The 24,219-nt window shown below is 65.8% G+C and carries 19 protein-coding genes; 6 read left to right on the top strand and 13 right to left on the bottom strand.

Features of this window, described 5'->3' with window-relative positions; genetic code table 11:
* Positions 1 to 13: 13 nt before the first annotated feature.
* The 3 genes from CW348_RS05020 to CW348_RS05010 all read right to left on the bottom strand — a co-directional run bounded on the left by CW348_RS05020 (position 14) and on the right by CW348_RS05010 (position 3,887).
* Positions 14 to 1,336, bottom strand: coding sequence for a PLP-dependent aminotransferase family protein (locus CW348_RS05020; RefSeq protein ID WP_011292067.1), 1,323 nt, complete (start codon positions 1,334 to 1,336; stop codon positions 14 to 16).
* A gap of 381 nt (positions 1,337 to 1,717) precedes the next feature.
* Complete coding sequence (locus tag CW348_RS05015; RefSeq protein WP_011292068.1) at positions 1,718 to 2,161, bottom strand: RNA-binding S4 domain-containing protein; 444 nt, start codon at positions 2,159 to 2,161, stop codon at positions 1,718 to 1,720.
* An 88-nt stretch (positions 2,162 to 2,249) separates the two neighbouring features.
* Positions 2,250 to 3,887, bottom strand: a complete 1,638-nt coding sequence (locus tag CW348_RS05010; protein ID WP_234351649.1) for an RICIN domain-containing protein — start codon at positions 3,885 to 3,887, stop codon at positions 2,250 to 2,252.
* A 254-nt stretch (positions 3,888 to 4,141) separates the two neighbouring features.
* Between CW348_RS05010 and CW348_RS05005 the strand changes: the two genes are divergently transcribed.
* Entirely contained in the window at positions 4,142 to 6,706 is a 2,565-nt protein-coding gene (locus CW348_RS05005) for a penicillin acylase family protein (RefSeq protein WP_287462966.1), read from the top strand.
* A gap of 110 nt (positions 6,707 to 6,816) precedes the next feature.
* On the opposite strand, the gene CW348_RS05000 is transcribed toward CW348_RS05005, so the two are convergent.
* Together CW348_RS05000 and CW348_RS04995 are read right to left on the bottom strand one after the other, a co-directional pair.
* Positions 6,817 to 7,650 (bottom strand): SAM-dependent methyltransferase, encoded by an 834-nt coding sequence (locus CW348_RS05000; protein ID WP_011292071.1) that lies wholly within the window; start codon positions 7,648 to 7,650, stop codon positions 6,817 to 6,819.
* A 156-nt stretch (positions 7,651 to 7,806) separates the two neighbouring features.
* A complete protein-coding gene (locus CW348_RS04995; RefSeq protein ID WP_104612942.1) occupies positions 7,807 to 8,508 on the bottom strand; it encodes a TetR/AcrR family transcriptional regulator in 702 nt (233 codons plus the stop codon).
* Between the two features lie 142 nt (positions 8,509 to 8,650).
* Here CW348_RS04995 and CW348_RS04990 point away from each other — a divergent pair, with 142 nt between their 5' ends.
* Both CW348_RS04990 and CW348_RS04985 read left to right on the top strand, forming a co-directional pair.
* Positions 8,651 to 9,808, top strand: a complete 1,158-nt coding sequence (locus CW348_RS04990) for an acyl-CoA dehydrogenase family protein (protein WP_016188750.1) — start codon at positions 8,651 to 8,653, stop codon at positions 9,806 to 9,808.
* A 1,547-nt stretch (positions 9,809 to 11,355) separates the two neighbouring features.
* Positions 11,356 to 12,840 (top strand): catalase, encoded by a 1,485-nt coding sequence (locus CW348_RS04985; protein ID WP_258076891.1) that lies wholly within the window; start codon positions 11,356 to 11,358, stop codon positions 12,838 to 12,840.
* Positions 12,841 to 12,983: 143 nt separating this feature from the next.
* On the opposite strand, the gene CW348_RS04980 is transcribed toward CW348_RS04985, so the two are convergent.
* The 6 genes from CW348_RS04980 to CW348_RS04955 all read right to left on the bottom strand — a co-directional run bounded on the left by CW348_RS04980 (position 12,984) and on the right by CW348_RS04955 (position 18,122).
* Positions 12,984 to 13,454, bottom strand: coding sequence for a DUF421 domain-containing protein (locus CW348_RS04980; RefSeq protein WP_011292076.1), 471 nt, complete (start codon positions 13,452 to 13,454; stop codon positions 12,984 to 12,986).
* Positions 13,455 to 13,467: 13 nt separating this feature from the next.
* The gene (locus tag CW348_RS04975; RefSeq protein ID WP_011292077.1) at positions 13,468 to 13,971 is read right to left on the bottom strand and encodes a hypothetical protein; all 504 of its coding nucleotides are present in this window, start codon (positions 13,969 to 13,971) and stop codon (positions 13,468 to 13,470) included.
* A 118-nt stretch (positions 13,972 to 14,089) separates the two neighbouring features.
* Complete coding sequence (locus tag CW348_RS04970; RefSeq protein ID WP_011292078.1) at positions 14,090 to 14,857, bottom strand: SDR family oxidoreductase; 768 nt, start codon at positions 14,855 to 14,857, stop codon at positions 14,090 to 14,092.
* Between the two features lie 247 nt (positions 14,858 to 15,104).
* Positions 15,105 to 15,938 (bottom strand): alpha/beta fold hydrolase, encoded by an 834-nt coding sequence (locus tag CW348_RS04965; protein WP_011292079.1) that lies wholly within the window; start codon positions 15,936 to 15,938, stop codon positions 15,105 to 15,107.
* Positions 15,939 to 16,514: 576 nt separating this feature from the next.
* Positions 16,515 to 17,225 carry a DUF6882 domain-containing protein gene (locus CW348_RS04960; protein WP_287462959.1) on the bottom strand — a complete coding sequence of 237 codons (711 nt, stop codon included), beginning with the start codon at positions 17,223 to 17,225 and terminating at the stop codon, positions 16,515 to 16,517.
* Between the two features lie 453 nt (positions 17,226 to 17,678).
* Positions 17,679 to 18,122, bottom strand: a complete 444-nt coding sequence (locus CW348_RS04955; protein ID WP_227481039.1) for an ATP-binding protein — start codon at positions 18,120 to 18,122, stop codon at positions 17,679 to 17,681.
* Positions 18,123 to 18,435: 313 nt separating this feature from the next.
* Here CW348_RS04955 and CW348_RS04950 point away from each other — a divergent pair, with 313 nt between their 5' ends.
* Both CW348_RS04950 and CW348_RS04945 read left to right on the top strand, forming a co-directional pair.
* Positions 18,436 to 19,239, top strand: a complete 804-nt coding sequence (locus CW348_RS04950; RefSeq protein WP_011292082.1) for a helix-turn-helix transcriptional regulator — start codon at positions 18,436 to 18,438, stop codon at positions 19,237 to 19,239.
* Positions 19,236 to 19,442 carry a DUF397 domain-containing protein gene (locus CW348_RS04945; RefSeq protein ID WP_016188755.1) on the top strand — a complete coding sequence of 69 codons (207 nt, stop codon included), beginning with the start codon at positions 19,236 to 19,238 and terminating at the stop codon, positions 19,440 to 19,442. Before CW348_RS04950 ends, CW348_RS04945 begins: the two co-directional genes overlap by 4 nt.
* Positions 19,443 to 19,654: 212 nt before the next feature.
* Here the strand turns inward: CW348_RS04945 and CW348_RS04940 are convergent, their stop codons facing one another.
* Positions 19,655 to 21,268, bottom strand: coding sequence for a serine/threonine-protein kinase (locus CW348_RS04940; protein ID WP_287462956.1), 1,614 nt, complete (start codon positions 21,266 to 21,268; stop codon positions 19,655 to 19,657).
* Between the two features lie 595 nt (positions 21,269 to 21,863).
* Between CW348_RS04940 and CW348_RS04935 the strand changes: the two genes are divergently transcribed.
* On the top strand, positions 21,864 to 22,265 hold the full coding sequence (locus tag CW348_RS04935) for a nuclear transport factor 2 family protein (RefSeq protein ID WP_104612700.1): 402 nt from the start codon (positions 21,864 to 21,866) through the stop codon (positions 22,263 to 22,265).
* Between the two features lie 389 nt (positions 22,266 to 22,654).
* On the opposite strand, the gene lhgO is transcribed toward CW348_RS04935, so the two are convergent.
* On the bottom strand, positions 22,655 to 23,860 hold the full coding sequence (lhgO, locus tag CW348_RS04930) for an L-2-hydroxyglutarate oxidase (RefSeq protein WP_038043772.1): 1,206 nt from the start codon (positions 23,858 to 23,860) through the stop codon (positions 22,655 to 22,657).
* Positions 23,861 to 24,219: the final 359 nt, after the last annotated feature.

The following is a 24,219-nucleotide window of genomic DNA, read 5'->3' as shown; positions in this document are numbered from 1 at the left end:
ACTGCTCGGTCTCCTACGGCAGGTCAGGCGCTGGCGCCTCGCCGCCCCGCCCGGTGGAGGAGGGGACACCACCGAAGGTGTCACGCAGCTCGATCTCGCTCTCCAGGACACTCACCAGGCGGCGCACTCCCTCGCGGATCTGTTCGGGAGTGGGATAGCAGAACGACAACCGCATGTTGCGTTCTCCGCCGCCACCGTAGTAGAAGCCGGTTCCCGGAACGTAGGCGACCCGTTCGTTGACGGCGCGGGGCAGCATCGCCTTGGAATTGATCCCTTCGGGGAGGGTCGCCCACACGAAGAAGCCGCCGCTGGGCCGGGTCCACGAGCATTCCGGCGGCATGAGCGCGTCCAGGCTCGACAGCATGGCGTCGCGGCGGGCCCGGTACATTTCGTTGAACTCTTTGATCTGTTCCGGCCACGGCTGGGTGGCCAGGTAGCGGCCCACAATCGCCTGGTTGAAGTTGGAGTGGCTGAGCATCGCCGACTCGACGGCCAAGATGAGCTTGTCACGCACCGCTGCCGGAGCCAGCGCCCAGCCGATCCGGAACCCGGGGGACAGCGTCTTCGAAAAAGACCCCAGGTAGATGACGTTGCGTTCCGACTCGGCGCGGAGCGGACGCACCGGATCGCCTTCATACCGCAGCAGGCCGTACGGGTTGTCTTCGACGACCAGCAGGTTGAACCGCTCGCAGATCTCCAGGACGCGGTGGCGCCGCTCCGGGGCCAGGGTGACCCCGGCAGGGTTATTGAAGGTCGGCACCGTGTAGAAGAACTTGACCCGTTTTCCTTGACGGGTCAGGGCGGCGAGACGTTCCTCGAGCGCTTCGGGGATGACCCCGTCGTCGTCCATGGGGATGTGCTCGATGTGGGCCTGGTAGGCGGCGAAGGTGTTGATCGCGGTCACGTACGTGGGCCCCTCGGTCAGCACCACGTCGCCGGGGTCGACGAAGACTTTGGTGACGAGGTCCAGTGCCTGCTGGGAACCGACGGTGACGATCACGTCGTCCGGACTGGCGTCGATCTCCTCGAGGGCCATAACCTCGCAGATCTGCTGGCGCAGCACCGGGTCGCCTTGGGCTGAGCCGTACTGCAGGGCGGTGCGGCCCTGTTCGACGACGACCTGCTGAGCGAGTTCCCCGAGAGCGTCCAGCGGCAGGGCGCTGATGTTGGGCATTCCCCCGGCGAGGGAGACCACTTCGGGTCGGGAAGCGACGGCGAACAGTGCGCGGACTTCCGAGGCCACCATCCCTGCGGCGCGTGCCGCGTAAGCGTCGACGTAGGGGTCGATACGTGAACCCTGCGGGTTGGGTTGGGACTCTCGGGGATCAACGGACACGATCCACCTCCGCTTGTGAAGGACCCGTACGGACCGGAACCGCCGACAGGCGGGGCCGCGTACGCGGTCCATATCTGGAGGACGGCGGGCAAAGCGGTCATCCCCCTCTTTTTCCGCCGTCGACGCCCCGGTTAATGAGGCAAGTGTACGCACTTGTCAACCTCAGCACCCCCAATGGCCGCATCCGCAGCGGTGTAAACCTCCTCACGGCCGCTAAGTTGGGAGGCGCCCGCGGGCGAGCGGGCACGGCGCCCTACTCGGGGAACGTCGGCAGGAAAGCGGTAAGCCGCTGGGCGGAGACGCGCTCCGCCTGGCGCGTGGTTCGCGTCGTCCCGTGGACAGCCCAGCGGACCGGGGGACGCGTAGGGGGGACGGTTCCGGTCAGCGGGTGAAGCCCCGCAGCCGGTCAAGCTGGCGACGTTCACGCTTGGTGGGGCGTCCCGCACCGCGGGGGCGGCGGGCCACCGGAACGGCGAGCTCGGGCGGCACCACAGGAGTGTGGTCGATGTAGCAGCGGGTCGCGATCGGCGCACCCACGCGTTTTTCGATGATGTGGGTGACCTCGACGATCCGGGTGACTCCGTTGACGCGAGCCCGCACCCGGTCGCCTACCTTGACCGAGGTGGCGGGTTTAGCGGGCTTGTCGTTGACCCGAACGTGCCCGGCCCGGCATGCCTGGGCCGCGTCCGAGCGGGTCTTGGTGAGGCGTACCGCCCACAGCCACCGGTCCACGCGCGTAGCGGGGGGACCGGGCGGGAGCGGAGGAGCCGTTTTCTGCGGTTCTTCCGAACGGGCCGGTTCCTGCCTGGGATCGTGGTCGTGCACGGTCCCCAGGGTAGCGTCGGCTCCCTGGGTTTCGAAGGGGCCGGGGCGGCCCCGGTACGGTACGGCGCCGCCCCGAGTCAGGCACCGGTCAGCAGACGTTGTAGCTACTGTTGATCCGGGTGATGTTGCGGAAGGTGATGTTGATACCGCAGGGGTTCTCCCGGATACCGGTGTTGGTCACCGTGAGGTTCTGGATGGTGACGTTGGCGGTGTTGGGGAACTCCGACCGCGCAGCGATACGGATCTCCCCGGAGTCGCGCACCGTTCCGGACTGTCCGGCCACGGTGACGTTGTAGCAGTTCTCGATGAGGATGGCGTTGTTTCCGGTGTTGGCCAAGTCGATCCGGTCGATGACCGCACCGCCGCTTTCGGAGACGCAGAAGACGCCGCGTCCGCCGCCGCGGGCCCGCACTTCACCCACGCGGATGTTGACGGGGTAGCTGTCGCCGATCCGTCCGTTGCGGTTGGCCATGCGGAACGCCGCGTACCCGGTGCCGGTTCCCGCGTTCTCCGCGTCCACCAGGCCCACGTTCGCGTTGATGGTGTCGTTGAGCAGCAGTCCGGAGTAGGCGACGTTGCGTGCCACGACAGTGCCGATCGTGATGCCGTCCACGCCGTAGGTTTCCACGCCGTGATTCCCCGTGCCCGACACGTAGACGTGGTCGATGCTGACGTTGCGGGTGCGGACACTCCGGTTGTCATGGTTGTCGATGCGCATGCCCAAGCCGCCGGAGAGCCGCAGGTCCACCTGGCCGAAGTGGACGTTGGACGCGTTGCGCACAAAGATGCCGAAGTAGGGGTTGCCGGTGACGCTGATGTTGGGGACCTCAACGTCGTGGGCGTTGCGGATCCGCACTGCCGCGTGGTTGGCTGACGGGCTGCCGGTCACGTTGATCGTGCCGCACACGTCCAGCACGGTGTAGCTGGGCAGGTCGAGCGAGCTTCCCGCGCTCATCGAACCGGAGCCGCGCACCACCACCCGCTCCTTGTGAGTGCGTCCGGGGGTGAGGCTGTTGACCGCTGCCCGCATCGCCTGGAGCATGTCGCTTCCGGTGTAGAGGGTGCTGCCGCCTTTGCGCGCGGTCCACGTGGTGCCGTTCTTCGTGACTTCGGCGTGGTAGGAGCCGCTACCGCAGGTGTCGGAGCCGCCGCCGTTGTCGGTGACTTTGATGAGCTGCCAGCGCTGGTTGGCGCCGTCGTGGTCGGTGTACTGGGAGATGCGGGCACCGTTGGCGGTGGACCATTCCCAGACCTCCAGGGCTTTGCCGCTGTTGCGGTTGATCAGCCGGATGTCGCCGCCCGCGGAGTCGACGACCCGGAACTGCTGGTTGTACCCGCCGTGGTGGTCGTACTGGCGGATTTCTGCGCCATCGGCGGTGGAGCGTTCCCACACGTCGACGGCTTTGCCGCTGTGCCGGTTGACCAGCGCATAGTAGCCGTCGCCGGCGGGGACGAACCGGAACTGCTGGTTGTACCCGCCCAGGTTGTCGTATTGGCGGATCTCGCCGCCGTTGGCGGTGGACCATTCCCACACGTCCATGGCTTTGCCGCTGTGCCGGTTGACCAGCACATAGTAGGCGCCGGTGTCGATCGTCGCTGCCATAGCCGGGCGGGCGACAACCGTGAGCAGCGCGGCGAGGAGCGCAACAACGCCGCCGCAGGTCATCACGAGTCGCACCGATGAGGGCCATTCTCTCCGGTGGACTAGGGAGGGGGTGAGGGACACGTGTACCTCCGTGGGGATCATGTCCGGCACTGCGCCGGACGGGAGGGGCCGCATGTGCGTCCCAAGTGACGCGCTCGCCGAAGCGAAAGCGTTGTCCGAATAGCTAAGGAAATATCACTGAGCGCGTCAATACCCCTACGTTCCGCAGCGGCGCCATTGTACCCCGGTGAGGCCCGCCCACCAGCGCAACCGGCGTTGCGGAAGCGATATGAAGAATGCGCCAGAGTGCACACCCCCATTCATAGAGTCATCCCATGTCTGTTTCCGTCCCTCGTGTACGGCGGTGGCTGCTCGGCATCCTCGCCGCCGTCCTCGCTGTCGCTCTCATCACTGCTGGACTCGCGGTCTGGACAGTGCGGCGTTCTTTCCCCCAGGTTTCCGGGGAACTGGAGCTTCCCGCGCTGAGTGCACCCGTCACCGTGTACCGCGACGAGTACGGCATCACCCACCTGTATGCCGACACCCCGGAGGACCTGTTCACCGCCCAGGGCTATGTCCATGCCCAGGACCGCTTCTGGTCCATGGACTTCAACCGCCACGTCACCGCGGGACGTCTTGCCGAACTGTTCGGTGCCGACCAGGTCCCCACCGACGCCTACCTGCGCACCATGGGCTGGCGCCGCGTTGCCGAAGCCGAATACGACCTCCTGGCGGAGGAGACCCGGCGCTACCTGGACGCCTACGCCGAAGGCGTCAACGCCTACCTCGAGGGAAAATCCGCCACCGAGGTGAGCTTGGAATACGCGGTGCTGGCGGCCACTAACAGCGAGTACGAGATTGAGCCGTGGAGCGCCGTCGACAGCCTGGCCTGGCTCAAAGCGATGGCGTGGGACCTTGCAGGCAACATGCACGACGAGATCGCCCGTGCCTCGCTGCTGGCTCGCGGCCTGCCCCGGGAACAGGTCGAGGAGCTCTACCCGGCCTACCCGGAGGAGCAGCACGCCCCCATCCTCGCCGGCGGCCGGGTCCGCGACGGAAAGTTCGTCCTCGACTCCGACGAGGCGGAGCAGCGCGACGAGGACGCTGCCGACATCCCCGCCACCGCTGCGGTGCGCGCGCTGGCCGGGCTGCAGGAACCGCTGGAAGCGATCCCGCGCACTTTCGGTTCTGCCTCCTCCGACCTGGGCTCCAACTCTTGGGTGGTGTCCGGCGAGCACACTGCCTCAGGGCTGCCGCTGCTCGCCAACGACCCCCACTTGGGCGCGGTGATGCCGTCCATCTGGTACCAGATGGGCTTGCACTGCACCACCGTCGACGAATCCTGTCCGTTCGACGTCACCGGGTTCACCTTTCCCGGCCTGACGGGGGTGGTCATCGGCGCGAACGACACGATCGCCTGGGGGTTCACCAACCTCGGCCCCGACGTGATCGACCTGTACCTGGAGAAGCTCGACGGAGACTCCGCGATCGTCGACGGCGCCCCCGAACCGTTGGAGACCCGCACCGAGACCATTCGGGTTGCGGGCGGCGACGATGTCGAGATCACCGTCCGGTCGTCCCGCCACGGTCCGCTGCTGTCCGACCCGGAGCTCGGCGCGCAACTACGCACGTTCGCCGCCAAGGCGCCGGTCACTCCCGAAGGGGAGCCTGCCGAGACCGCCCAGGACGGCGACTATGCGGTCGCCATCAGTTGGACCGCGCTCACCCCGGGGCGGACCGCAGACGCGATCTTCCTACTCAACCGGGCCCGCACGTTCGACGAGTTCCGGGAGGCGGCGCGCACTTTCGAGGTTCCCGCCCAGAACCTCATTTACGCGGATACTTCCGGGAACATCGGCTACCAGGCCCCGGGGAAGATCCCGGTGCGGGGGAAGGGTGACGGCCGCTGGCCGGCACCGGGGTGGGACTCCGACTACGACTGGAAGGAGTATCTGCCTTTCGAGGAGCTGCCCACCGTCGTCAACCCTGATTCGGGGTTCATTGTCACCGCCAACCAGGCGGTGGTGGACTCCGGGTACCCGCACCTGCTCACCACGGACTGGGACTACGGCTACCGTTCCCAGCGGGTCGTCACGCTGCTGGAAGCTGCGATCGCAGACGGCGGCCTGACCGTCGAGGACATGGTGGACATCCAGTTGGACAACGAGAACAGCGGGGCGCGGGCCCTCGTCCCCTACTTGGTAGAAGTGGACGTGGAGGGGGCTGCCGCGCAGGCCCAGGAGCTGCTCGCCGGCTGGGACTTCCAGCAGGACGCTGACTCGGCTGCCGCGGCGTTCTACAACGCCACCTACCGCCACCTGCTGCCGCTGGTCTTCGACGAACTGGGCGCCAACCCGAAGATCGAGGCGTCACAGGCCTGGCTGCTCTTGACTTCCCTCGTGGAGTCTCCCGAATCCGAGTGGTGGCGCGGCGAGGAGGTCTCCAGCCGGGATGAAGCGCTGCGCGTGGCGATGGAGCGGGCCGCCGCGGAGCTGACTGAGCTGCTCGGCGAGGACGTGGCTGCCTGGCGGTGGGGTGACCTGCACACGCTCACCGTCCGCAACGCGTCCTTCGGGGAATCCGGTATCGCCGCGGTGGAGTGGTTGTTCAACCGGGGCCCGGTCGCGACGGGCGGGGGTTCCAGTGTCGTCAACGCCACCGGCTGGGACCCGGCCCAGGGGTACGAGGTCACCACGGTGCCGTCGATGCGCATGGTGGTGGACTTGGCGGACGTGGACAACTCCCAGTGGATCAACCTGACCGGCAACTCGGGGCATGCGTTCCACCCCCACTATGCCGACCAGCTCGAGCTGTGGGCTGCGGGGACGATGCTTCCCATGCGGATGACCCGGAGCGCCGTGGAGGAGGCGGCTGAGCACACCCTCGTCTTGCGTCCCTGATCCACCATCGGTTGTGGCGAGGCGGGGTGCCGCGCGGAGCAGGCAGCGGCACCCCGCCCGGTACGGGCCGGGGTTCTACCCTGGTCGGAGGTCCGAGGACGGCCGGGAACCTACGGTTTGCGGGCCAGTCCTCCGGCGAGCAGGTGGTGGGTGGTGCTGTCGGTGGGGGTTTCGGCGTCCGGACGCCACTCGTTGGCGGCGACCACCCCCGGTTCGAGCACGTCCATTCCTTCGAAGAACCGCTCGATCTGCTCCTTGGTGCGGAACCAGCCGCTGCCCAGGCCACCTTCGAGCAGCGCCTGTTCGACTTCGCGGCAGACCGGGTCACCGGAGTCGTAGAAGTGGGTGATCAGCATGTAGCTGCCAGAGCTGATGCGGTCCCGAATCTTCCGGGACAGCGCCCACGGGTCGTCGGAGTCGTCGAAGTGATGCAGGATCGACGCCAGGAACACCGCGACCGGCTGGTCGAAGTCCAGCAGGGCACGCACTTCGGGGTTGTCGAAGATTCCGTCCGGGTGGCGCAGGTCTGCTTGGACAACAGTGGTGGTGACTTCGTCGGCGAGCAGGGCACGGCCGTGGGCGAGGACCACCGGGTCGTTGTCGATGTAGACGACGCGCACTTCCGGGTCGATCTCGTGCGCGATTTCGTGCACATTTCCGGCGGTGGGCAGGCCGGAGCCGATGTCGAGGAACTGGCGGACACCGGCACGGACCAATTCCCGGGTGGCACGGCGCAGCAGCATGCGGCTTTCCCGGCCCAATTGTTTGCCCTGGGGGAAGACCTTCTCCACGGCGGCCGCAGCGGCCCGGTCGGCGGGGAAGTTGTCCTTCCCGCCGAGGAAGTAGTCGTAGACGCGGGCGATGCTGGGGACTTCGGGGTTGATCTCAGCGGGGAGGTTGGTGGGATCGGGTGCCTGCGTTTTCATCCAGGATTCACTGGCCATGGAACCGCTCTTTCACCTGAGGGAACCGCTGGGTAACAAGGGTTGTCGAGATCATCAAACCACAGGAATGGCCAGGTAATGTCCGTGTTTCCCGAAATTGATCCCCGCCAGACAACAAAAGCGACAAATGCCCTGTTTTAGGACAATTTCTCGGGGTTAGTTCCGCGGTGATTCCAAGGCCGCGCGGACCCGTGCCAGCACTTCTTCGTGGGACGCCCCCGCTGGGTAGACCGCCACAAGCACCGCACTGTCCCCCCGCTCATCCGACCGCTGCTCACCGCTGCGGCGTAGTGCGGGCGCCATCATGTCCACGACGAACGCCAAGGCCTGGTCGAGCCGCTCCAGCGGCGAAGGCGACGTGACTTCCGGAGCGCGCAGCCACATCCGTAGCACATGGTTGTGCGCGGCAATTACTGCCGCAGCCACTACTTCCGCGGCGAGCACCCGCGACTCGTCACTGTGCCCGCCGGTCAGGTGCTGGGTGAAGAGCGACTGGTAGCGCGCCGTCATTGCGATTTCGCGGTCCCGTAGCGCAGGACGGGTCCGCACCAGGCGATAGCGGCGCACGGCCAGGTCGGGCTGGCTGGTGTAGGAGCGGAGCACCATGCGCGCCGCCGAGCACACGGCGCTCACTGGGTCTTCGGGCGAGGAGGCGAGATGGGTGCGCACCGCCTCCACCAGCTCTTCTTGGTCAGCGAAGAGCAGGTCGTCTTTAGACCCGAAGCGCCGAAACAGGGTGCTGCGGCTCACTCCGGCGGCGACCGCGACGTCGTCCATCGTGGTCGCTTCGAAGCCTTTCTCGTCGAATAGTCGCAGCGCCGCGGCAACAACCCCGCGGCCCTCCGTACGCCCCGCCATCACCTCTCCTCGCACTCGTTCGACCCCTGGGAACCGCCGCCCCATTCTGCCCGCATGACTACCTATCCCCCATACTGACACTTAGTTCCGTTTATTGACACTTAGTGTCATACTGGGGATGTTCGCGACGCTAGGAGACCCCATGAGTGACTTCGACCTCTACCGGCCCACCGAGGAGCACGAAGCCCTCCGCGAAGCCATCCGCTCCGTCGCTGAAGACAAGATCGCCCCGCACGCGGCCGACGTCGACGAGCAGTCCCGCTTCCCGCAGGAGGCCTACGAGGCGCTGCGCGCCAGCGACTTCCACGCTCCCCACGTCGCGGAGGAGTACGGCGGTGTTGGCGCAGACGCGCTGGCGACCTGCATCGTCATTGAGGAGATCGCCCGGGTGTGCGCCTCCTCTTCCCTCATCCCCGCGGTCAACAAGCTCGGCTCGATGCCGCTGATCCTCTCCGGATCTGACGAGGTGAAGCAGCGCTACCTGCCCGAACTGGCATCTGGCGAGGCGATGTTCTCCTACGGGCTCTCCGAGCGCGAGGCGGGATCCGACACCGCGAGCATGCGCACCCGTGCCGTCCACGACGGCGACGACTGGATCCTCAACGGCCAGAAGTCGTGGATCACGAACGCCGGAATCTCCAAGTACTACACGGTGATGGCGGTCACCGACCCGGACGGGCCGCGCGGACGCAACATCAGCGCTTTCGTCGTCCACATCGACGATCCCGGGTTCTCTTTTGGAGAACCGGAACGCAAGCTCGGCATCAAAGGTTCGCCCACGCGCGAACTGATCTTCGACAATGTCCGTATCCCCGGCGACCGCCTGGTGGGCAAGGTCGGGGAAGGACTGCGTACCGCGCTGCGCACCCTCGACCACACCCGCGTCACCATTGGCGCCCAGGCTGTGGGCATCGCCCAGGGGGCGCTCGACTACGCCCTGGGCTATGTCAAGGAGCGCAAGCAGTTCGGCAAGGCCATCGCCGACTTCCAAGGCATCCAGTTCATGCTCGCCGACATGGCCATGAAGCTGGAAGCGGCCCGCCAGATGGTTTACGTCGCTGCCGCCAAGTCCGAGCGCGACGACGCCGACCTCTCCTTCTACGGTGCCGCCGCTAAATGCTTCGCCTCGGATGTGGCAATGGAGATCACCACTGACGCGGTGCAACTGCTCGGCGGCTACGGCTACACCCGGGACTACCCGGTCGAGCGGATGATGCGCGACGCCAAGATCACCCAGATCTACGAGGGCACCAACCAGATCCAGCGGGTGGTCATGGCCCGGCAGCTCTTGAAGAAGTGAGCGAGCAGCGCTGGCGAGGCCAGTGCTGCTGACCGGAGGATCCGTTTGCGCCCCTCGGAGCCCAGCTCCGAGGGGCGTTTCCTTGGCACGGCCCGCCCGCGGTCCCCGGTCCCCGGGGCCGTCTCTTACCGATGGTCGAGCGTGCCTGGCTCTCGAGACGGTGAGCTGCCGCTGACCTTGCGGTGAGTTTTCCGATTATCAGCCGACATTGTCGGGGCGGATTATTCACAATAGAGAATTCCGTCCCTTTTTTATGTCGTGTGAGGTGCGCATGCCCAGCGGTGAGCGGTACTGGGTCCGCGGCTATCGGCGCAGAGACGGAAGCTATGTCCGAGGGCACTACCGCAGGTATCCACGGTCGCGTTCGACATCCGATCCGGGGAAGGCTGTCTTTGGGCCGTGGTTGTTCTGCTGATCCTTGTGGGGCTAGGGATTATGACGCTCGTCTAGCCCGCAAAACTCACCCCGGATGGAATGGTGATCGAAACCCCTTGGGGCGACCTACTCCTGTCAGCCTGCTCGACAAACGGTGGAGAGAACAGCAACATCCGCCCTTCGGAGCATTGTTTCCGAAGGGCTTTTCCGTTGCATCCTCGCAGCGACACCCTGCGGACCATCCGGTGCATGGGCAGCGTATTCACTGTTCAGGACGAGTGGTAGGAGAGATGCTCCTGTCGCACCGGGCTGCGCGTATGCTCTCCTCCCGTGCACTCCCCTGGCTCCAGCACAGTACGGCGACCGGGAGAGGAATCGCGATGACGCGGCTGCGCGAACCGCTTCTCTCACCGATGTGCTTCCCCCACCAGAACCACTCTCTTCTCTCCTGCAGAGCAGCCCGGAAATCTGCAGCAGAATCCTCATACTCTCCTTTCCCGCCGACCGAAATCCGTTATCACCAACTCCAGCAGTTCCACATTTCCATAAAAGGAAACCCATCACTAGTGATGTGGTATTGGCGCTGGCGAATAATCTTTTCCCCGGCTCTCTCCTGCAGCAGTGTTACAGGAAATCCAGAGATCTTGCTGGGCGAGCGGAAAATCCGGTTTTGCTCTCCTCTGCACTTCAGCGGTGTCGGTGCACTCCGGCGACGGAAACGCGGCTCTCTGTCAGAATTGCCCGGCGGGTGGGGGTGCTTCGCTGCCGGAAGCGTCGATGCTCCACGCTCGTCGACCCATGGGAAAGACTGGCTGTAGCACGGGACGAATGCGGGGCAGAAGTAGGGTCAGACCACCGTCCCGCATCTCTCGTGCGTCGTGCAGCCGCGAACTGGGCGCTCCGCTCCACATCCGCCCACTAAAGTGGCATAGGTCACACCACCCAAGAGACTTGAGTCCCTAGTTTTCTGGAATGATTCCAGAAAAGATATGTTGGGAAGAGGTGGGCGCCTCCCTCCGGGGAAGTGTCGGGTTGGCCCCGCACATTGGCCCAGCCGACTCTCGTCCGCTGAGGTGAGCCCCACCACGCGGGCACTGTCGCGCCACACCGGAACTTCCGGGCCGGCGCCGTCCCGATCTCTACCAGCCATATCCACGATCAAGGAGACCGACTTGACCGAGACCAACGAGGCACTGTCCACTGCGAGCAACGCCACGGGCTCCACGCTCGACTCTGGTGCGCCTGCGGCTAGCGACCGCAACTCGCTGAGCGTGGGCAGCAACGGCCCGCTGCTGCTGCACGACGTACGGCTCGTTGAGACGCTCGCCCACTTCAACCGTGAGCGGGTCCCCGAGCGCAACCCGCACGCCAAGGGCGCCGGTGCCTTCGGTGTCTTCGAAACCACGGAGGACGTCTCCCAGTACACCAAGGCTGCCCTGTTCCAGAAGGGTGCCCGTACCGAGATGCTCGCCCGGTTCTCCACGGTCGCTGGTGAGCAGGGCTCCCCGGACACCTGGCGGGACGTGCGCGGTTTCGCTCTGAAGTTCTACACCTCTGAGGGCAACTACGACCTGGTCGGCAACAACACGCCGATCTTCTTCGTCCGCGACCCGATGAAGTTCCCGCACTTCATCCGCTCCCAGAAGCGGATGCCGGACACGGGTCTGCGCGACAACAACATGCAGTGGGACTTCTGGACCCTCAACCCGGAGACCGCCCACCAGGTCACCTACCTCATGGGTGACCGCGGCCTGCCGCGGACCTGGCGCCACATGAACGGCTACGGTTCGCACACCTACATGTGGATCAACGCCAAGGGCGAGAAGTTCTGGGTCAAGTACCACTTCAAAACCGACCAGGGCATCGAGAACATGACCAACGAGGAAGCCGAGCGTCTCGCCGGTGTGGACGCCGACTTCCACCGTCGTGACCTGGTCGAGGCCATCGAACGCGGGGACTACCCGAGCTGGACCCTCTACGTGCAGGTCATGCCGTACGAGGACGCCAAGACCTACCGGTTCAACCCGTTCGACCTGACCAAGGTCTGGCCGCACAGCGACTACCCGCTCATCAAGGTCGGCAAGATGACCTTGAACCGCAACCCGGAGAACTTCTTCGCCGAGATCGAGCAGGCCGCGTTCGCGCCGTCGAACCTGGTCCCGGGTATCGGCGTCTCCCCGGACAAGATGCTGCTGGGCCGCGTCTTCGCCTACGCGGACGCCCACCGGGCCCGGATCGGCACCAACTACTTCCAGCTGCCGGTGAACAAGCCGCGGGTGAAGGTCAACTCCTACACCTTCGACGGGCACATGACCTACGAGCACTCCGGCAAGGCCCCGGTGTACGCGCCCAACTCCTACGGCCGTCCCTGGTCTGACCAGACCGGCCCGGTCGAGGACAGCTGGGAGGCCGACGGCGAGCTGGTGCGCAGCGCCTACGAGCTGCACGCTGAGGACGACGACTTCTCGCAGGCCGGCACCCTGGTCCGCGAGGTCTTCGACGACGCCCAGCGGGACCGGCTCGTGGAGACGGTCGCCGACCACCTGTCCAAGGGTGTCGTCGAGCCGGTGCTCTCCCGGGCCTTCCAGTACTGGAAGAACATCGACGAGACCATCGGCGAGCGGATCGAGAAGCGGTACTACGAGATCGCTCGGTGATACGCTGCTGACCAGGTGACCAGCACAGGTCAGTAGTTTCCGCGGTGGTGCGGGCCCCTCCCCCGTGCCACCGCTTTTCTTGTTCCGGCTCCAAGGGCTCTGTTTCCCGCGGAGCGGGCATGGTCTGCGGCTGCCCGGCAGGGTCACTCCCCCAGAGGGCTGGTGGGCGCTTTCCGTTTCGGCAGGATGCTGATCGTGCCCGACTCCTCCAAAATGGCGTAGTCGATCTGCTCCATCCGCGAAATCCCCTGGCTGCTGCGGGCGACTTCGAGGATCTCGCTTTCGTCGATGTGGTTCCTGGCCAACTGCTCGGCCAGCACCTTCCCCTGGGCGACGAGCACCACCGGCACACTCTGCGTCAGCCGGGCGAACCAGGGGAACCGCCACCTCAGAAAGTCGGCGGTGCGTCCCACGGCGACCAGGGTGAGGATCGCCAGGGCGGCGTTGGTGACCGAATAGTCGTTGCCGAGCAGTGCCTGCTGGGTGGCTTCGGAAATCACCAACAGCAGGAGCAGATCGAATGTGGTGAGCTGCGCCATGCTGCGTTTCCCGGCGAGCCGGAAGACCACCACCAGAATGACGTAGATCGCGACCGCACGCAGCACCGAGTCCACAAGCTTCTCCCTCTTACGGGTAGATGAACTGCCACCACCGCGCTGGCACCGCCCCTTCGACACCGATCCGCGCCCAGTGCAGTCCGGAGTGCTCGGTGCGGAGGTCGAAGGTGACTTTCACCGGTTCCCCCTCGTGGGGGGCAGTGAACCGGTAGACCACCCGGTCGGCTCTGCTGGCCACGGCAGCCGGCACCGGGGTGATACCTTGAACCGTGACCGCTTCCAGGAACTCGTGGGACAGCCCGAGTGCGACCTCCCCCTCCCGCACCGCCCGGGGAGCAATGACGACCTTCAGGGTGGTGGAGGTGGCGACCCGCACAAACCGCTCGTAGTCGACCTGCACGGTCTGGTCGCTGCTTCCGGCACTGGCCCGGCTCAGCGGCCCTCCCCCGAACACACCCAGCAGCGCGAGGGCGAACAGGAGTGCGGCCAGCACCCACGCAATCCGCTCCACCCGCCATTCGAACCGTTGGGACGCCTCGCTGCTGGAAATCACCTCCTGCTCGCTGTCCCCCATTCCTCCCCTTCCCGCGCAGCCAGGGCAGCCCGGTATCGGCCGCCCCTGCCCGCCGCGTTCGCGGCCGCCCCGCCCCACCAGCGTCGCAGCGCACCGCAGTGAGACCCCTGGCACGGCGCTATCCCGCACCTACCCGTTCCGCAAGGAAGTCCTCCCACGTCCTGCTGCCCGTGTCCGCTTCCGGTGCGGCAAGGTTGTCTCCCTGCCGGTAGGCACGGCCGATCTTCCCCGGGATCGGCACTGAGAGCAAAGGCCGGTGCGCGCCGCGTTCCCGCAAGTAGCTGCGGATAAGGTCGCCTGTCGCATACACTCGCGGCCCGGCCAGGTCCGGGACCCGCCCGGCAGGCCCGGCAGCAGCCAGGGCCACCAGCCGGGCAGCGACATCGCCTGCGTCGACAGGTTGCAGACGCAACCCACCGGGGACCGGCACGACCGGCAGCCTCGCGAGGTTGCGGACCGCATCCAACACCAGGTCGTGGAACTGGGCGGCGCGCAGCGTCGTCCACGGCACACCGGAAGCAGCCACGATCTGCTCGGCACGGTGCTTCGTCCGGTAGAACCTGAGCGGCACCCGGTCCACTCCAATGATCGAGATGAACACCAGGTGGCGTACCCCGTGGTGTGCAGCAGCCCGAACAAGGGCCTGGGTTGCCGTGTCGTCGCCCCGAGGCGCCCCGGCCAGGTGCAGCACCGTGTCGACCCCGGCTACGGCGGGCGCCACCCCGATGTCGCGGCGCAGGTCGCCGACGACGTATTCGACACCGTCTGCGTCCGGATGCGGGTGGCGGCTGAGCACCCGCACCTTGCGGCCGGACTCGCGCAGCAGCGGCACGACGTGCCGGCCGAGCGTTCCCGTGCCCCCGGTAACCAGAACAGGTGAAGTCATCGTTGTCTCCCCGTGGTCTTTGGGATCCGCTTCCCCCACTTGCGGGGAGCATGCGTTCCCGCACGGGACTCACCGTGCATCACTGGCAGGGCGGGACTGCGGTGCCACGGGCAGGGAAACGGCTCCCCGCTACGCGGGCGCGCCCGGTGGCCTGCTGTTTCCGGGCGCGCCCACCGTCGGCTGCCCGGGCCCGCTCATCCGGCCCGGGACTGTCCTCACCCGGCTGCTTCACCGAGGGGCGCGAATATCATCCCCGCAGGAAGCCGAGCAGTGCACTGTTGACTTCCTCGGCGTGGGTCCAGTTGATCGCGTGCGGCCCGCCATCCACCACCATGTACTCCACTTCGCCGAGCAGGTCGGGCAGCCGGTCCGAGGTAGCGCTGATCGGCAGGATGCGGTCGGCTGAGCCGTGCATGACGAGCACGGGAACGTCGATGCGCGGCAGGTCGGGGCGGAAGTCGGTGAGCCAGGCCTGCACGCAGGCGTAGGTGGCGTATGCGGAGGAGGAAGCGGCGACGTTGAAGCTGTTCTGCCATGCTTCTTTGCTGATCCGCTTCCCGCCGAAGACGTCGACGTTGTAGAAGTTGTCGAGGAAGTTCTTGAAGTAGGCGAACCGGTCGTCGAGGATCGCCTCTTCGATCTTCTTGAACACTTCGGCGTCCACGCCCTGGGGGTTGTCGCCGGTTTTGAGAAGGAACGGCTGGAGTGCGCCAAGCAGCACAGCCTTGCTGACCCGGTCAGAACCGTAGCGGCTCAGATAGCGGACCACCTCACCGGTTCCCATGGAGAAGCCGACGAGGATGACGTCGGAGAGGCTCAGGTGGTCGATGAGAGCTTTCAGGTCGGCGGCAAACGTGTCGTAGTCGTAGCCGGTCGTGGTGTGGGTTGACCGGCCGAAGCCGCGCCGATCGTAGGTGATGACCCGGTAGCCCGCTTCGAGCAGTGCCCGCTCCTGCTTCTCCCAGGAGTGGCCGTTGAGCGGGTATCCGTGAATGAGGATGACCGGTTGCCCGCTGCCGTGGTCTTCGTAGTAGACCCCAATAGCGGAAGAGTTCTCTGTTCCCACGGTGACAAAAGACATATCGGCTCGCCTTCTTCATTCATCAGACGGTCAAGGCAGTTGCACTCTGCTGGTCCGCCGTGGGGTAACTACCGGCCACATCCTTCCTTCAACTCTCCGACCGCGGATATTAGGAAGAATCGCCGTACTTTTGACGAAATCCCGGCGTGCCGCTCACCGGTTCTCTACTGAGAGCTCTGCTCCCTGGTGCCAGGGAGGGGGCATGCCTGTCCGGGACGGGCATGGCCGGCACGCAGCGGGCGGCGACTGCTGCGTGCCCGTCCGTGCTGCTCCTTACCTTGCGCTGCCCCAGGTTTTCCGCCCTGCAGGGTCTCGCATCGGTTGCGGTACAGTTCTCCGACTCTTTGTTTCGGCTGCTCGGAGGGCTCTTGAGACCCGCAGCACCCGGGTACCGGGGAGGCGGTTCCCGTCGCTGAAAGACATCGGCAAGCAGAGACGGGGACCTGGATACGTGGACCGGCTCCGTACGCACGGGCCGGCAGAGGGGAAGCCGCGCTGCCGCTCGCTGGCCCGGGCCCTGTCCGGGCCCGGGCACGGCACAGGTTTGGCCCCTTTCCTCCCTGGGACGCGGCGACGCTACTGGCCGGGGTGTGCGGTGAGGTTGAGGTGGGTTATCAGTCCTTGGTCGTTGAAGTCGGCCCTCACGTCGAATCCGGGTCCGGTGAGGATAAGACCGTTCCCGTCCGGGGTGGTCTGCTGCTGGAAGCCGCGCAGTGCGGCGTAGCTGGACAGGGCGCGCCTGTGGTTGGACAGGGGAAGATCGGCGAGCGCCTGCTGGATGACTCGCATGGTCCGCGCCGGCTCGGGGGCGGGGAGCATGAAATCGGGATGTTCCATGAGGAAAGCGACGCGGGTTCCTCCGCTGACCTCACCGGTGTAGAAGGTCCAGCATCCGCTCAGGGCTTTGGCGGCCTCAGCGAACAGGAACGCGACCTGGACCGGGTGCTCCGGGTTCTTCGGTAGCTCCGCAAAGGGGATTTCGGCGCGGGTCAGCTCGGGGATGCCGAGCCGTTCACCGTGGGCGCGCAGCTCGGCGGAGAGGCGGGTCAGCTCTTCGGGGAAACCGCTGGAGTTGGCCCACGCCCACAACCATGACCGGGGGCCGGGGGCAGCGGTGCCTAGCAGGTGGAACCGTTCACAGACCAGGGTCTTCTCCGGGCCAATGAATTCGAGCCGTGGTGCGCGCAGGTCAGCGTGCCAGTCGTGTTCGCCGAGCACGTCCACGAGGTGGAGCTGGTGTTCCAGGGAGAAGAGGGCGGCGTCGTCGATCAGGTCTGTCAGTGTCATCGGTGTGGGCATGCTGGGGATGTTAGGGGGAGGTGGTGACACTTTCCGCCTCCGCCGCTGAGGCCTGCTCCCCCATGGTTGACCGACCCGTCACCGTGTCCTGTCGACTGTCCTCGGAGACCGGTGACCGCAGCTCCTGCGGTCTGCCGTGAGCCGGCCTCAGCAGGATCCCCGCACTGCACCGGTCGGTTCTGGAGCTGTCCGGGGCTGAGGAACCGTGGGCCGCTGCGCAGCTTTCCTGCGCGTTTCCGGAGCGGGGGCCGACTGTTCAGGTTGGCACGGACTGGGTGAAGCAGTGGCGGCTGGGGGCGCGCCGCGGCAGCGGAGGCTTCAGCTCTTCCCGTAGGAATTCCTGAGCTCGGTGGGATGGCGGCACCGACGAGGACAGCCATCCCACCAGCGTGGGACCGCGGTTGGAGCACGGCGTTACCCCGCCCTGGCCGGGACGGGGCGTCACCGGTTCCCCGCCTGATCCTCGGCGAGGCAGGGATCACCGTCCCAGCGCACGACGGAGTAGACGCCCTCCGTCCAAGGGCCCAGCGTGCCCCACCGGTGGGACCACTGGTCGACCAGGTAGAGGCCGCGTCCGTGTTCCCGGGACGGGTCGTCGGGTGTGACGACGTGCGGAACCGAGTCCCACTGGCGCGGTGGGAGGGTGTGCACTTCGATCCGCACTCCGTGCTCGTTCACGTCCACTCGGACGGTGAAGGAGTTTCCGGGGTCGCCAGAGCGGGTGTGCCGGAGGGCGTTGGTGGCGAGTTCAGACACGATCAACGCGGCCCGGTCAAGCACGTCTGCAGCGGTAGTGATCCACGGGCACGAGCGGACCACCTCGACCACAAAGCGGCGGGCGGCAGCCACGCTGTCGGGGGTTCCAGGTAAGGCGATAGAGGTCATGCTCACCAGACCGCAGCCTTTCCACAGAAACACAGAAATGGACATTTAGGGCAATAAATAATGAACGAATCCCGTGTTTCGTGGAAAGAACGAAGTGGAGGGTGGCGCATAGGCTCTCTCCTCGCCGCTACTCGGGTTCAGTAGGTAAGTACTAACGGAGTGGATGTGATCGCTCCGGGTACTGCCGCCTGGTCAGAGGCGGTTCAACACTCCAGCACCGAGCAACGGTTTTCCAGCCTTAGCGCTGTTCTTTGAATATTTATGAAGACCTAAACTGAATAGTTCTAGTCCGGTTCTAAGGAGTCATAGAACTGTGGTGAAACACCCTGCATGGTCCCGCTTCGGCGCCGAGGTCCGCCGGTTACGCGTCCAATCAGGGTATTCACAAGCCCAGCTCGCCAGAGCGATCCCGCTCAGCCAGAGCATGCTCAGTGGTATCGAACTAGGTCGCAAAGGAGCCAAAAGGGATCATGCGGAGGCACTGGACCGGGTTCTCAACACTGGTGGAAGGCTCGTCCGCCTTTGGGATTCCTTGAACTCTATCCCCGCTCACCCTTCGTGGTTTCAAAACGTCCTTGCCCTGGAACGCAAGGCGGTCGAAATCCGCGAGTATCAAATGGTCGTTTTGCCAGGTTTACTGCAAACCGAGGACTATGCACGATCTTTGATTCGCCCTGCTCAGCCATGGGCTAACGCCGAAAAAGTGGACGAGCTTGTTCACGCCCGCATGAGTAGACGTGAGATCCTGACTGCACCAGACCGACCGCTCTGCTGGTTTGTCGTGGATCAAGTCGTCATAGATCGTGTCACCGGTAGTCCAACGGTGATGAAAGAGCAATTGACATACCTTCTCAACCTGATCGAGGACCACACGATCAGGTTTCAAGTGTTCCCGCAAGAAATCCCCCTGCATCCTGGGCTGACAGGGCCGATCAGAATCATGTCCTTTGACGACCGCCCCACCATGGCCTATGTGGAACACACACTCGGTGGCCTGCTGACCGACCAACAGCAGGAGGTTCGCTACTGCTCAGCGATATTCTCAGCACTACAGTCCGAGGCGTTGTCTTCTCACGCCTCTGCGGACTACATCCGCAGAAGAAAGGACCAGCTATGAACTCTGGCTACACGGATCTCAGCAAACTCCGGTGGCACAAATCCAGCTACAGCAGCGGCAATGGTGGCAATTGCATCGAGGTGGCAGAAACCCCCACAACTATCCTCGTCCGCGACACTCAACACCGTAACCTTGGATACCTCGTTTTCCCTCTCACCGAATGGACTCTTTTCCTCAGAAACCTCAAAAACGGTTTTTGTTAACCGTTTTCTGCCATATTTCCGGGGTCGCGATCAGTGTGTAGCCGTGGCCCCGGTCCTCAGACCCGGTTGGTACACCGGGCTCCCATCATGGGGTGGAGTGCCCTCGGGCAAGGCTTCGGACTCCCGGGCCTCATGGGGAAAAGGACGTCACCCCTGGTCCCAGGCCGTCTCGGCATCGCGGTGCAGGCGCGACCTTATCGTCCGCCCACGTCTTAGCCCATCTGGTTGAGATGGTTCAGGGCGCGGGTGTTGCCGGTCTGGGCGGCCCGCTGCCACCAGTACTGAGCGCTGCCCATGTCGCCGCGGCCGTGCAGCAGGTTGCCGAGGTTGACCATCGCGTCGATGTCCCCCGCGTCGGCGGCCCGGCGATACCACTGCTCCGCACCGAACGTGTCACCGCGCTGCTCCAGCAGATTGCCGAGCACTCCCATAGCGCGGATGTTTCCGGCTTCGGCGGCCCGGCGCCACCAGGTTTCGGCTTCTGCGGTGTCGCCTTTGCTGTAGAGCAGGTTGCCGAGAGTGTGCATGGAGGCGATGTGTCCGGCTTCCGCGGCCCGGCGATGCCAGAGTTCAGCCTCCGCACTCTCCCCCCGCTCCTTGAGCAGGTCCCCGAGGTTGACCATAGCGTCCACGTCGCCTACCTCAGCGGCACGCCGATACCACGATTCGGCTTCCACCAGGTTGCCGCGTTCCCGGGAGAGGAGGGCGAGGTTGAACATGGAGTCGAGATGTCCGGCTTCCGCGGCCTTCCGGTACCAGGACTCGGCTCCGGCAATGTCGCCTTGTTCACGGTGGCGCAGCCCGAGAGTGAACATCGTCTGCGGGTCGCCCTCCGCGGGCGGGTGGGCAGTGGGATGAGGCTGCGGGGCCGCAGGCATCCACTGGCTGGGTGCGGCATACCCGGTCGCATGAGAGGGCTGCGGCGGTACAGGTGCTGCCGTGGGCGGTGCCGTGGGGAGCGCCTGCGGGGCGATCTGCGGGCTAAAGAACGCTGGGGAACCGGACGCCTCGGGTGCGGCAGCCCGGTAGATGAGCTCCCCCAGTTCGTGGCTGTCGGGACGGGCGGCAGGGTCCTTGGCCATCATCCGGGCGACGAGGTCCGCGAGCTCCAAAGGCACGTCGGGCCGGAACTCGCGGATCGGCGGCGGATCCTGGGTGAGGTGCTGGGCAAGCAGGGCGGGCAGCGGACCGGTGAACGGGATTCTGCCGGTCAGCATGGTGTGCATGACACCGCCGAGCGCGTAGACGTCGCTGCGGGAGTCGACTTCTTCGCCTTTCCACTGCTCTGGGGGCATGAACGCGGGGGTGCCAAGCGCGGTACCGACCGCGGTGAGCTGGCTGGTGGCGTCCGCGATGTGGGCGATGCCGAAGTCGCAGACCTTGACATGGCCGGTGTCGAGGAGGAACAGGTTGCCGGGTTTGAGATCGCGGTGGACGACCCGGTGGGTGTGTGCGGCTCGCAGGGCGTCGGCGGCCTGCACTGCTACAGACACCACAAGGTCCAGCGGCATGCCTTGCGGATGGTCGGCGAGGACGGCGCCCAGGTCACGGCCGCGCAGCAGCTCCATGACGAGGAACAGTTGGCCTTCGTGGTGGCCGAAGTCGTGGACAGCGGTGATATTGGGGTGTTGGATGTTGGCGGAGATACGGGCCTCGCGCTGGAAGCGTCGAATGAGGACACCGTCGTTGTCCCCGCTAAGGATGAGCTTGACGGCAACCTCGCGTTCCAGGTGCGGGTCGAAGGCCCGCCAGACTTCCCCCATGCCGCCTCGGCCTAGCCGTTCTTCCAGCCGATACCGTCCTGCCAGCACCGCCTCGGACTGCACACGCAACTCCCTTGGACATCTGCCATTGTCTTCCTCATTCTTTACCGCAGTGGGCGGTGACTCTCGCCACCGTCCGGTAGCAGAACTCATTGCGCCTCTTCACACGGCTTCGGTGTGGTGGACGTCCGGGGCCGGTGCGCAGCGCAGGGCCGTGGACGCCTCCCGACGGTCGTTGGTTTCCCTTACTTCTTGCGGGGGCGGTCCGCCGCGGCGCAGGGACGGTCCACCCAGCGGGGCAGACCAGATCCGATCTGGATAGCGACCAGGAAGAGTCCTTAATGTTTCGGGGTATGGGGTGGTGCTCCCGTCCGCGGAGCGGGAAGACGGTTCTGTCCCCTACCTCGCCCAGCACGGTATGCGTCCTCCGGGGCAGGCAGTCCAGTGTTGGGGCGGCGCCCTCTACAGCGGAAGGTGTGCGACGACTCTCGATAGTCCTTTCGTCGTAATTCCTGGTCGGTGCGGGTCCGGTCGCACCGAGGACGGGGTTTCGCTCCGCTCATGGTGGGAATCCCGTCCCCGGTGTTCCTCCGGTGTCCGGGACGTCCTGTCCTCGGGCACCGGCCAGGCGCTCGGATCCACACGAAAGGTGACGTACGTGTCGCAGCCCGGCCTCTTCAACGATCTGCTCCGATGGGAACAGCGCGGATGGGACGCCCTGTGCGCGGGCACGGGAGCGGACTTCTACACCTCGCTGATGACTGAAGACGGGGTGATGGTGCTCGCCAACGGGCTGGTGCTGGACCGTGCCGCCGTGGCTGTCTCCTTGAACGAGACCCCGCCGTGGAGCGGCTATGAGATCAGCGATGCGCGACTGGTCGCTGCCGGTGACGACAGTGCCATCCTCGTCTACACCGGGGCCGCATACCGTGCCGGAGAGCCGTCCGTGTTCCGTGCCCTCATGTCGAGTGTCTATGTCCGGCGGCAAGACCGCTGGCGGCTGGCCCTCTACCAACAGACTCCGCTTCCCGGCCCGGAGGTGAGGGGAGCCCGCACGTGACCCGCGGCCAGCGACGGCTCTCCTCAGGGTTCTCACCAGAGGCACGAGTTCGCGCGGGAGCACCCGGCACCGTTCGGCGGGCTGACTATTAAGGTCCCTTCGCGCGTGTAGTCGGCGCGGTCGCCCTCCCCGGACGGGGAGCGCTGAGCCCCGGTTGACGCCCGCCTCCGTCCCTCAAGGCGATGCACTCCTCGGCTGAACGGGTCACGACAGTGTCCGTTGAACTCCATCCGTTTCCGCACCCCGGGGTTCAGGGACGGTCCGGGTTGTCTTCTCTTCACATGTGCATCGAGGCGTCCACGGCGGGCAGGCCTTGTCCACTCTCGGGGGCTCGGGATGTGTTTCCGGCACGCAACCGGCCGCTGAAGAATTCGGACAGGTTCGGAGGCCTACTGGGATTTTGGGCCGTGAATAACGTCGACCACGTATTCGGCAATAGCCATGCACGACGTTGCTGCGGGCGATGGCGCGTTGCGGACCGCTGTAATACGCCCCATTTGATTGATGCGGAAATCGTCGACAAGGCTGCCGTCACGGTCGAGCGCCTGGGCGCGGACCCCGGCCCCGCCGCGGACCACGTCGCCAGGACCAATCTCCGGCACATACCGTTGCGCGGCCTTCATGTAGGCGCGTTGGGACACCGACCCGTACATCTCCTTCAGCCCGGTCACCCAGTGTTTGCGGGCCATCGCCCAGAACCCGGGCCAGGAGGCGATAGCGCCCAGGTCGGCCAGGTTGACCGTGGCGAGCCGGTAGCCTTCGCGGGCGAACGCAAGCACCGCGTTGGGGCCGACCTCTACTTCCCCGGAGACTCGGCGGGTGAAGTGTACGCCGAGGAACGGGTAGCGGGGATCCGGGACCGGGTAGATCAAACCGCGCACCATGTGCGCCTTCTCTGGTTTGACCAGCATGTACTCGCCTCGGAACGGGATGATCCGCGGTTCGGTCCCGTCGCCGGCGAGGCGCGCAACCCGGTCGGTGTGCAGTCCTGCGCAGATGATGAGGCGGTCCACGGTCACCGGCTGACCGCCGGCGACAACCTCGATCGAGTCGCTGACTTCCCGGATGCGGGTGACCGGCGCAGTGCAGCGGATCTCCCCGCCTGCCTCGGTGATGTCTTTCGCGAAAGACGCGCAGATGAGCGGATAGTCGGTGATGGCGGTGTGCGGCGAGTGCAGGGCGACCAGCCCGGTGGCGTGCGGTTCGATTGCGCGGATCTCCTCGGGCCCGATGCGGCGCAGCCCGGGCACCGCGTTGCTGTCGGCGCGGGCGTAGATGGCGTCGAGCCGCCGCACGTCTTCGGAGTTGACCGCGACCACGAGCTTGCCGCACTCCTCGTAGGGCAGGCCGCGGTCGGTGCAGTATTCGCGGAGCATCTCCCGACCGCGTGTGCACAGCCGGGCTTTCAGGCTGCCGGGCTTGTAGTAGAGTCCTGCGTGGACGACTCCGGAGTTGTGGCTGGTCTGGTGGGCAGCGATCCGGTCTTCTTTTTCCAGCACGACCACGCGCGTGCCTGGCCACCGGCGGATGATCTCCCGGCCGATCGCCAGCCCGATGATGCCGGCGCCGACGATGCCCACAACCTCGTCAGCCATTCCCGTCTCCCTGTTTCCTGTCCGGTAGGTGTGCGATCCAGGCTCAGCGCCGTTGTCGACCGCGACCTGACGGTAGTCGACCGCGTCGATGCAGTGGTGCGCAGCCCTGCGGTCGCGGGCGAAGACCACGGCGAACAGCCCGTAGCTGAGCCGGTGACAGCCGCTCCCGCCTGGGTGGGTGTCTCCCCGGCGCAGACTGCCTCCGCTGCAGCGGGGCGGGCACGAACGTGTGCTGCGCTGGCCAAGAACGGAGGCCCGGAACCGGAATCGGAGCAGGGAAAACCCCGGGTTCGGAGGGCGTGTCACTCCCCCCAATCCGGGGTTATGGGATGTCGGATCCGAGGACCAGTCGGCCGACG

Origin of the sequence: Thermobifida sp., from assembly GCF_017577275.1 — a bacterium.
GTDB lineage: Bacteria > Actinomycetota > Actinomycetes > Streptosporangiales > Streptosporangiaceae > Thermobifida > Thermobifida fusca.
The sequence above is the reverse complement of the archived record's forward strand: the minus strand, read 5'-3'. Positions and strand labels throughout refer to the sequence as shown.

Excerpts from the sequence above, each read along its gene's own strand:
- lhgO (WP_038043772.1), bottom strand. The coding sequence starts at position 23,860 with ATGGCTGACGAGGTTGTGGGCATCGTCGGCGCCGGCATCATCGGGCTG.
- CW348_RS04990 (WP_016188750.1), top strand. The coding sequence starts at position 8,651 with ATGAGTGACTTCGACCTCTACCGGCCCACCGAGGAGCACGAAGCCCTC.
- CW348_RS04945 (WP_016188755.1), top strand. The coding sequence starts at position 19,236 with ATGAACTCTGGCTACACGGATCTCAGCAAACTCCGGTGGCACAAATCC.
- CW348_RS04955 (WP_227481039.1), bottom strand. The coding sequence starts at position 18,122 with ATGACCTCTATCGCCTTACCTGGAACCCCCGACAGCGTGGCTGCCGCC.
- CW348_RS04960 (WP_287462959.1), bottom strand. The coding sequence starts at position 17,225 with ATGACACTGACAGACCTGATCGACGACGCCGCCCTCTTCTCCCTGGAA.
- CW348_RS04975 (WP_011292077.1), bottom strand. The coding sequence starts at position 13,971 with ATGGGGGACAGCGAGCAGGAGGTGATTTCCAGCAGCGAGGCGTCCCAA.
- CW348_RS04965 (WP_011292079.1), bottom strand. The coding sequence starts at position 15,938 with ATGTCTTTTGTCACCGTGGGAACAGAGAACTCTTCCGCTATTGGGGTC.
- CW348_RS04995 (WP_104612942.1), bottom strand. The coding sequence starts at position 8,508 with ATGGCGGGGCGTACGGAGGGCCGCGGGGTTGTTGCCGCGGCGCTGCGA.
- CW348_RS05000 (WP_011292071.1), bottom strand. The coding sequence starts at position 7,650 with ATGGCCAGTGAATCCTGGATGAAAACGCAGGCACCCGATCCCACCAAC.
- CW348_RS05005 (WP_287462966.1), top strand. The coding sequence starts at position 4,142 with ATGTCTGTTTCCGTCCCTCGTGTACGGCGGTGGCTGCTCGGCATCCTC.
- CW348_RS04970 (WP_011292078.1), bottom strand. The coding sequence starts at position 14,857 with ATGACTTCACCTGTTCTGGTTACCGGGGGCACGGGAACGCTCGGCCGG.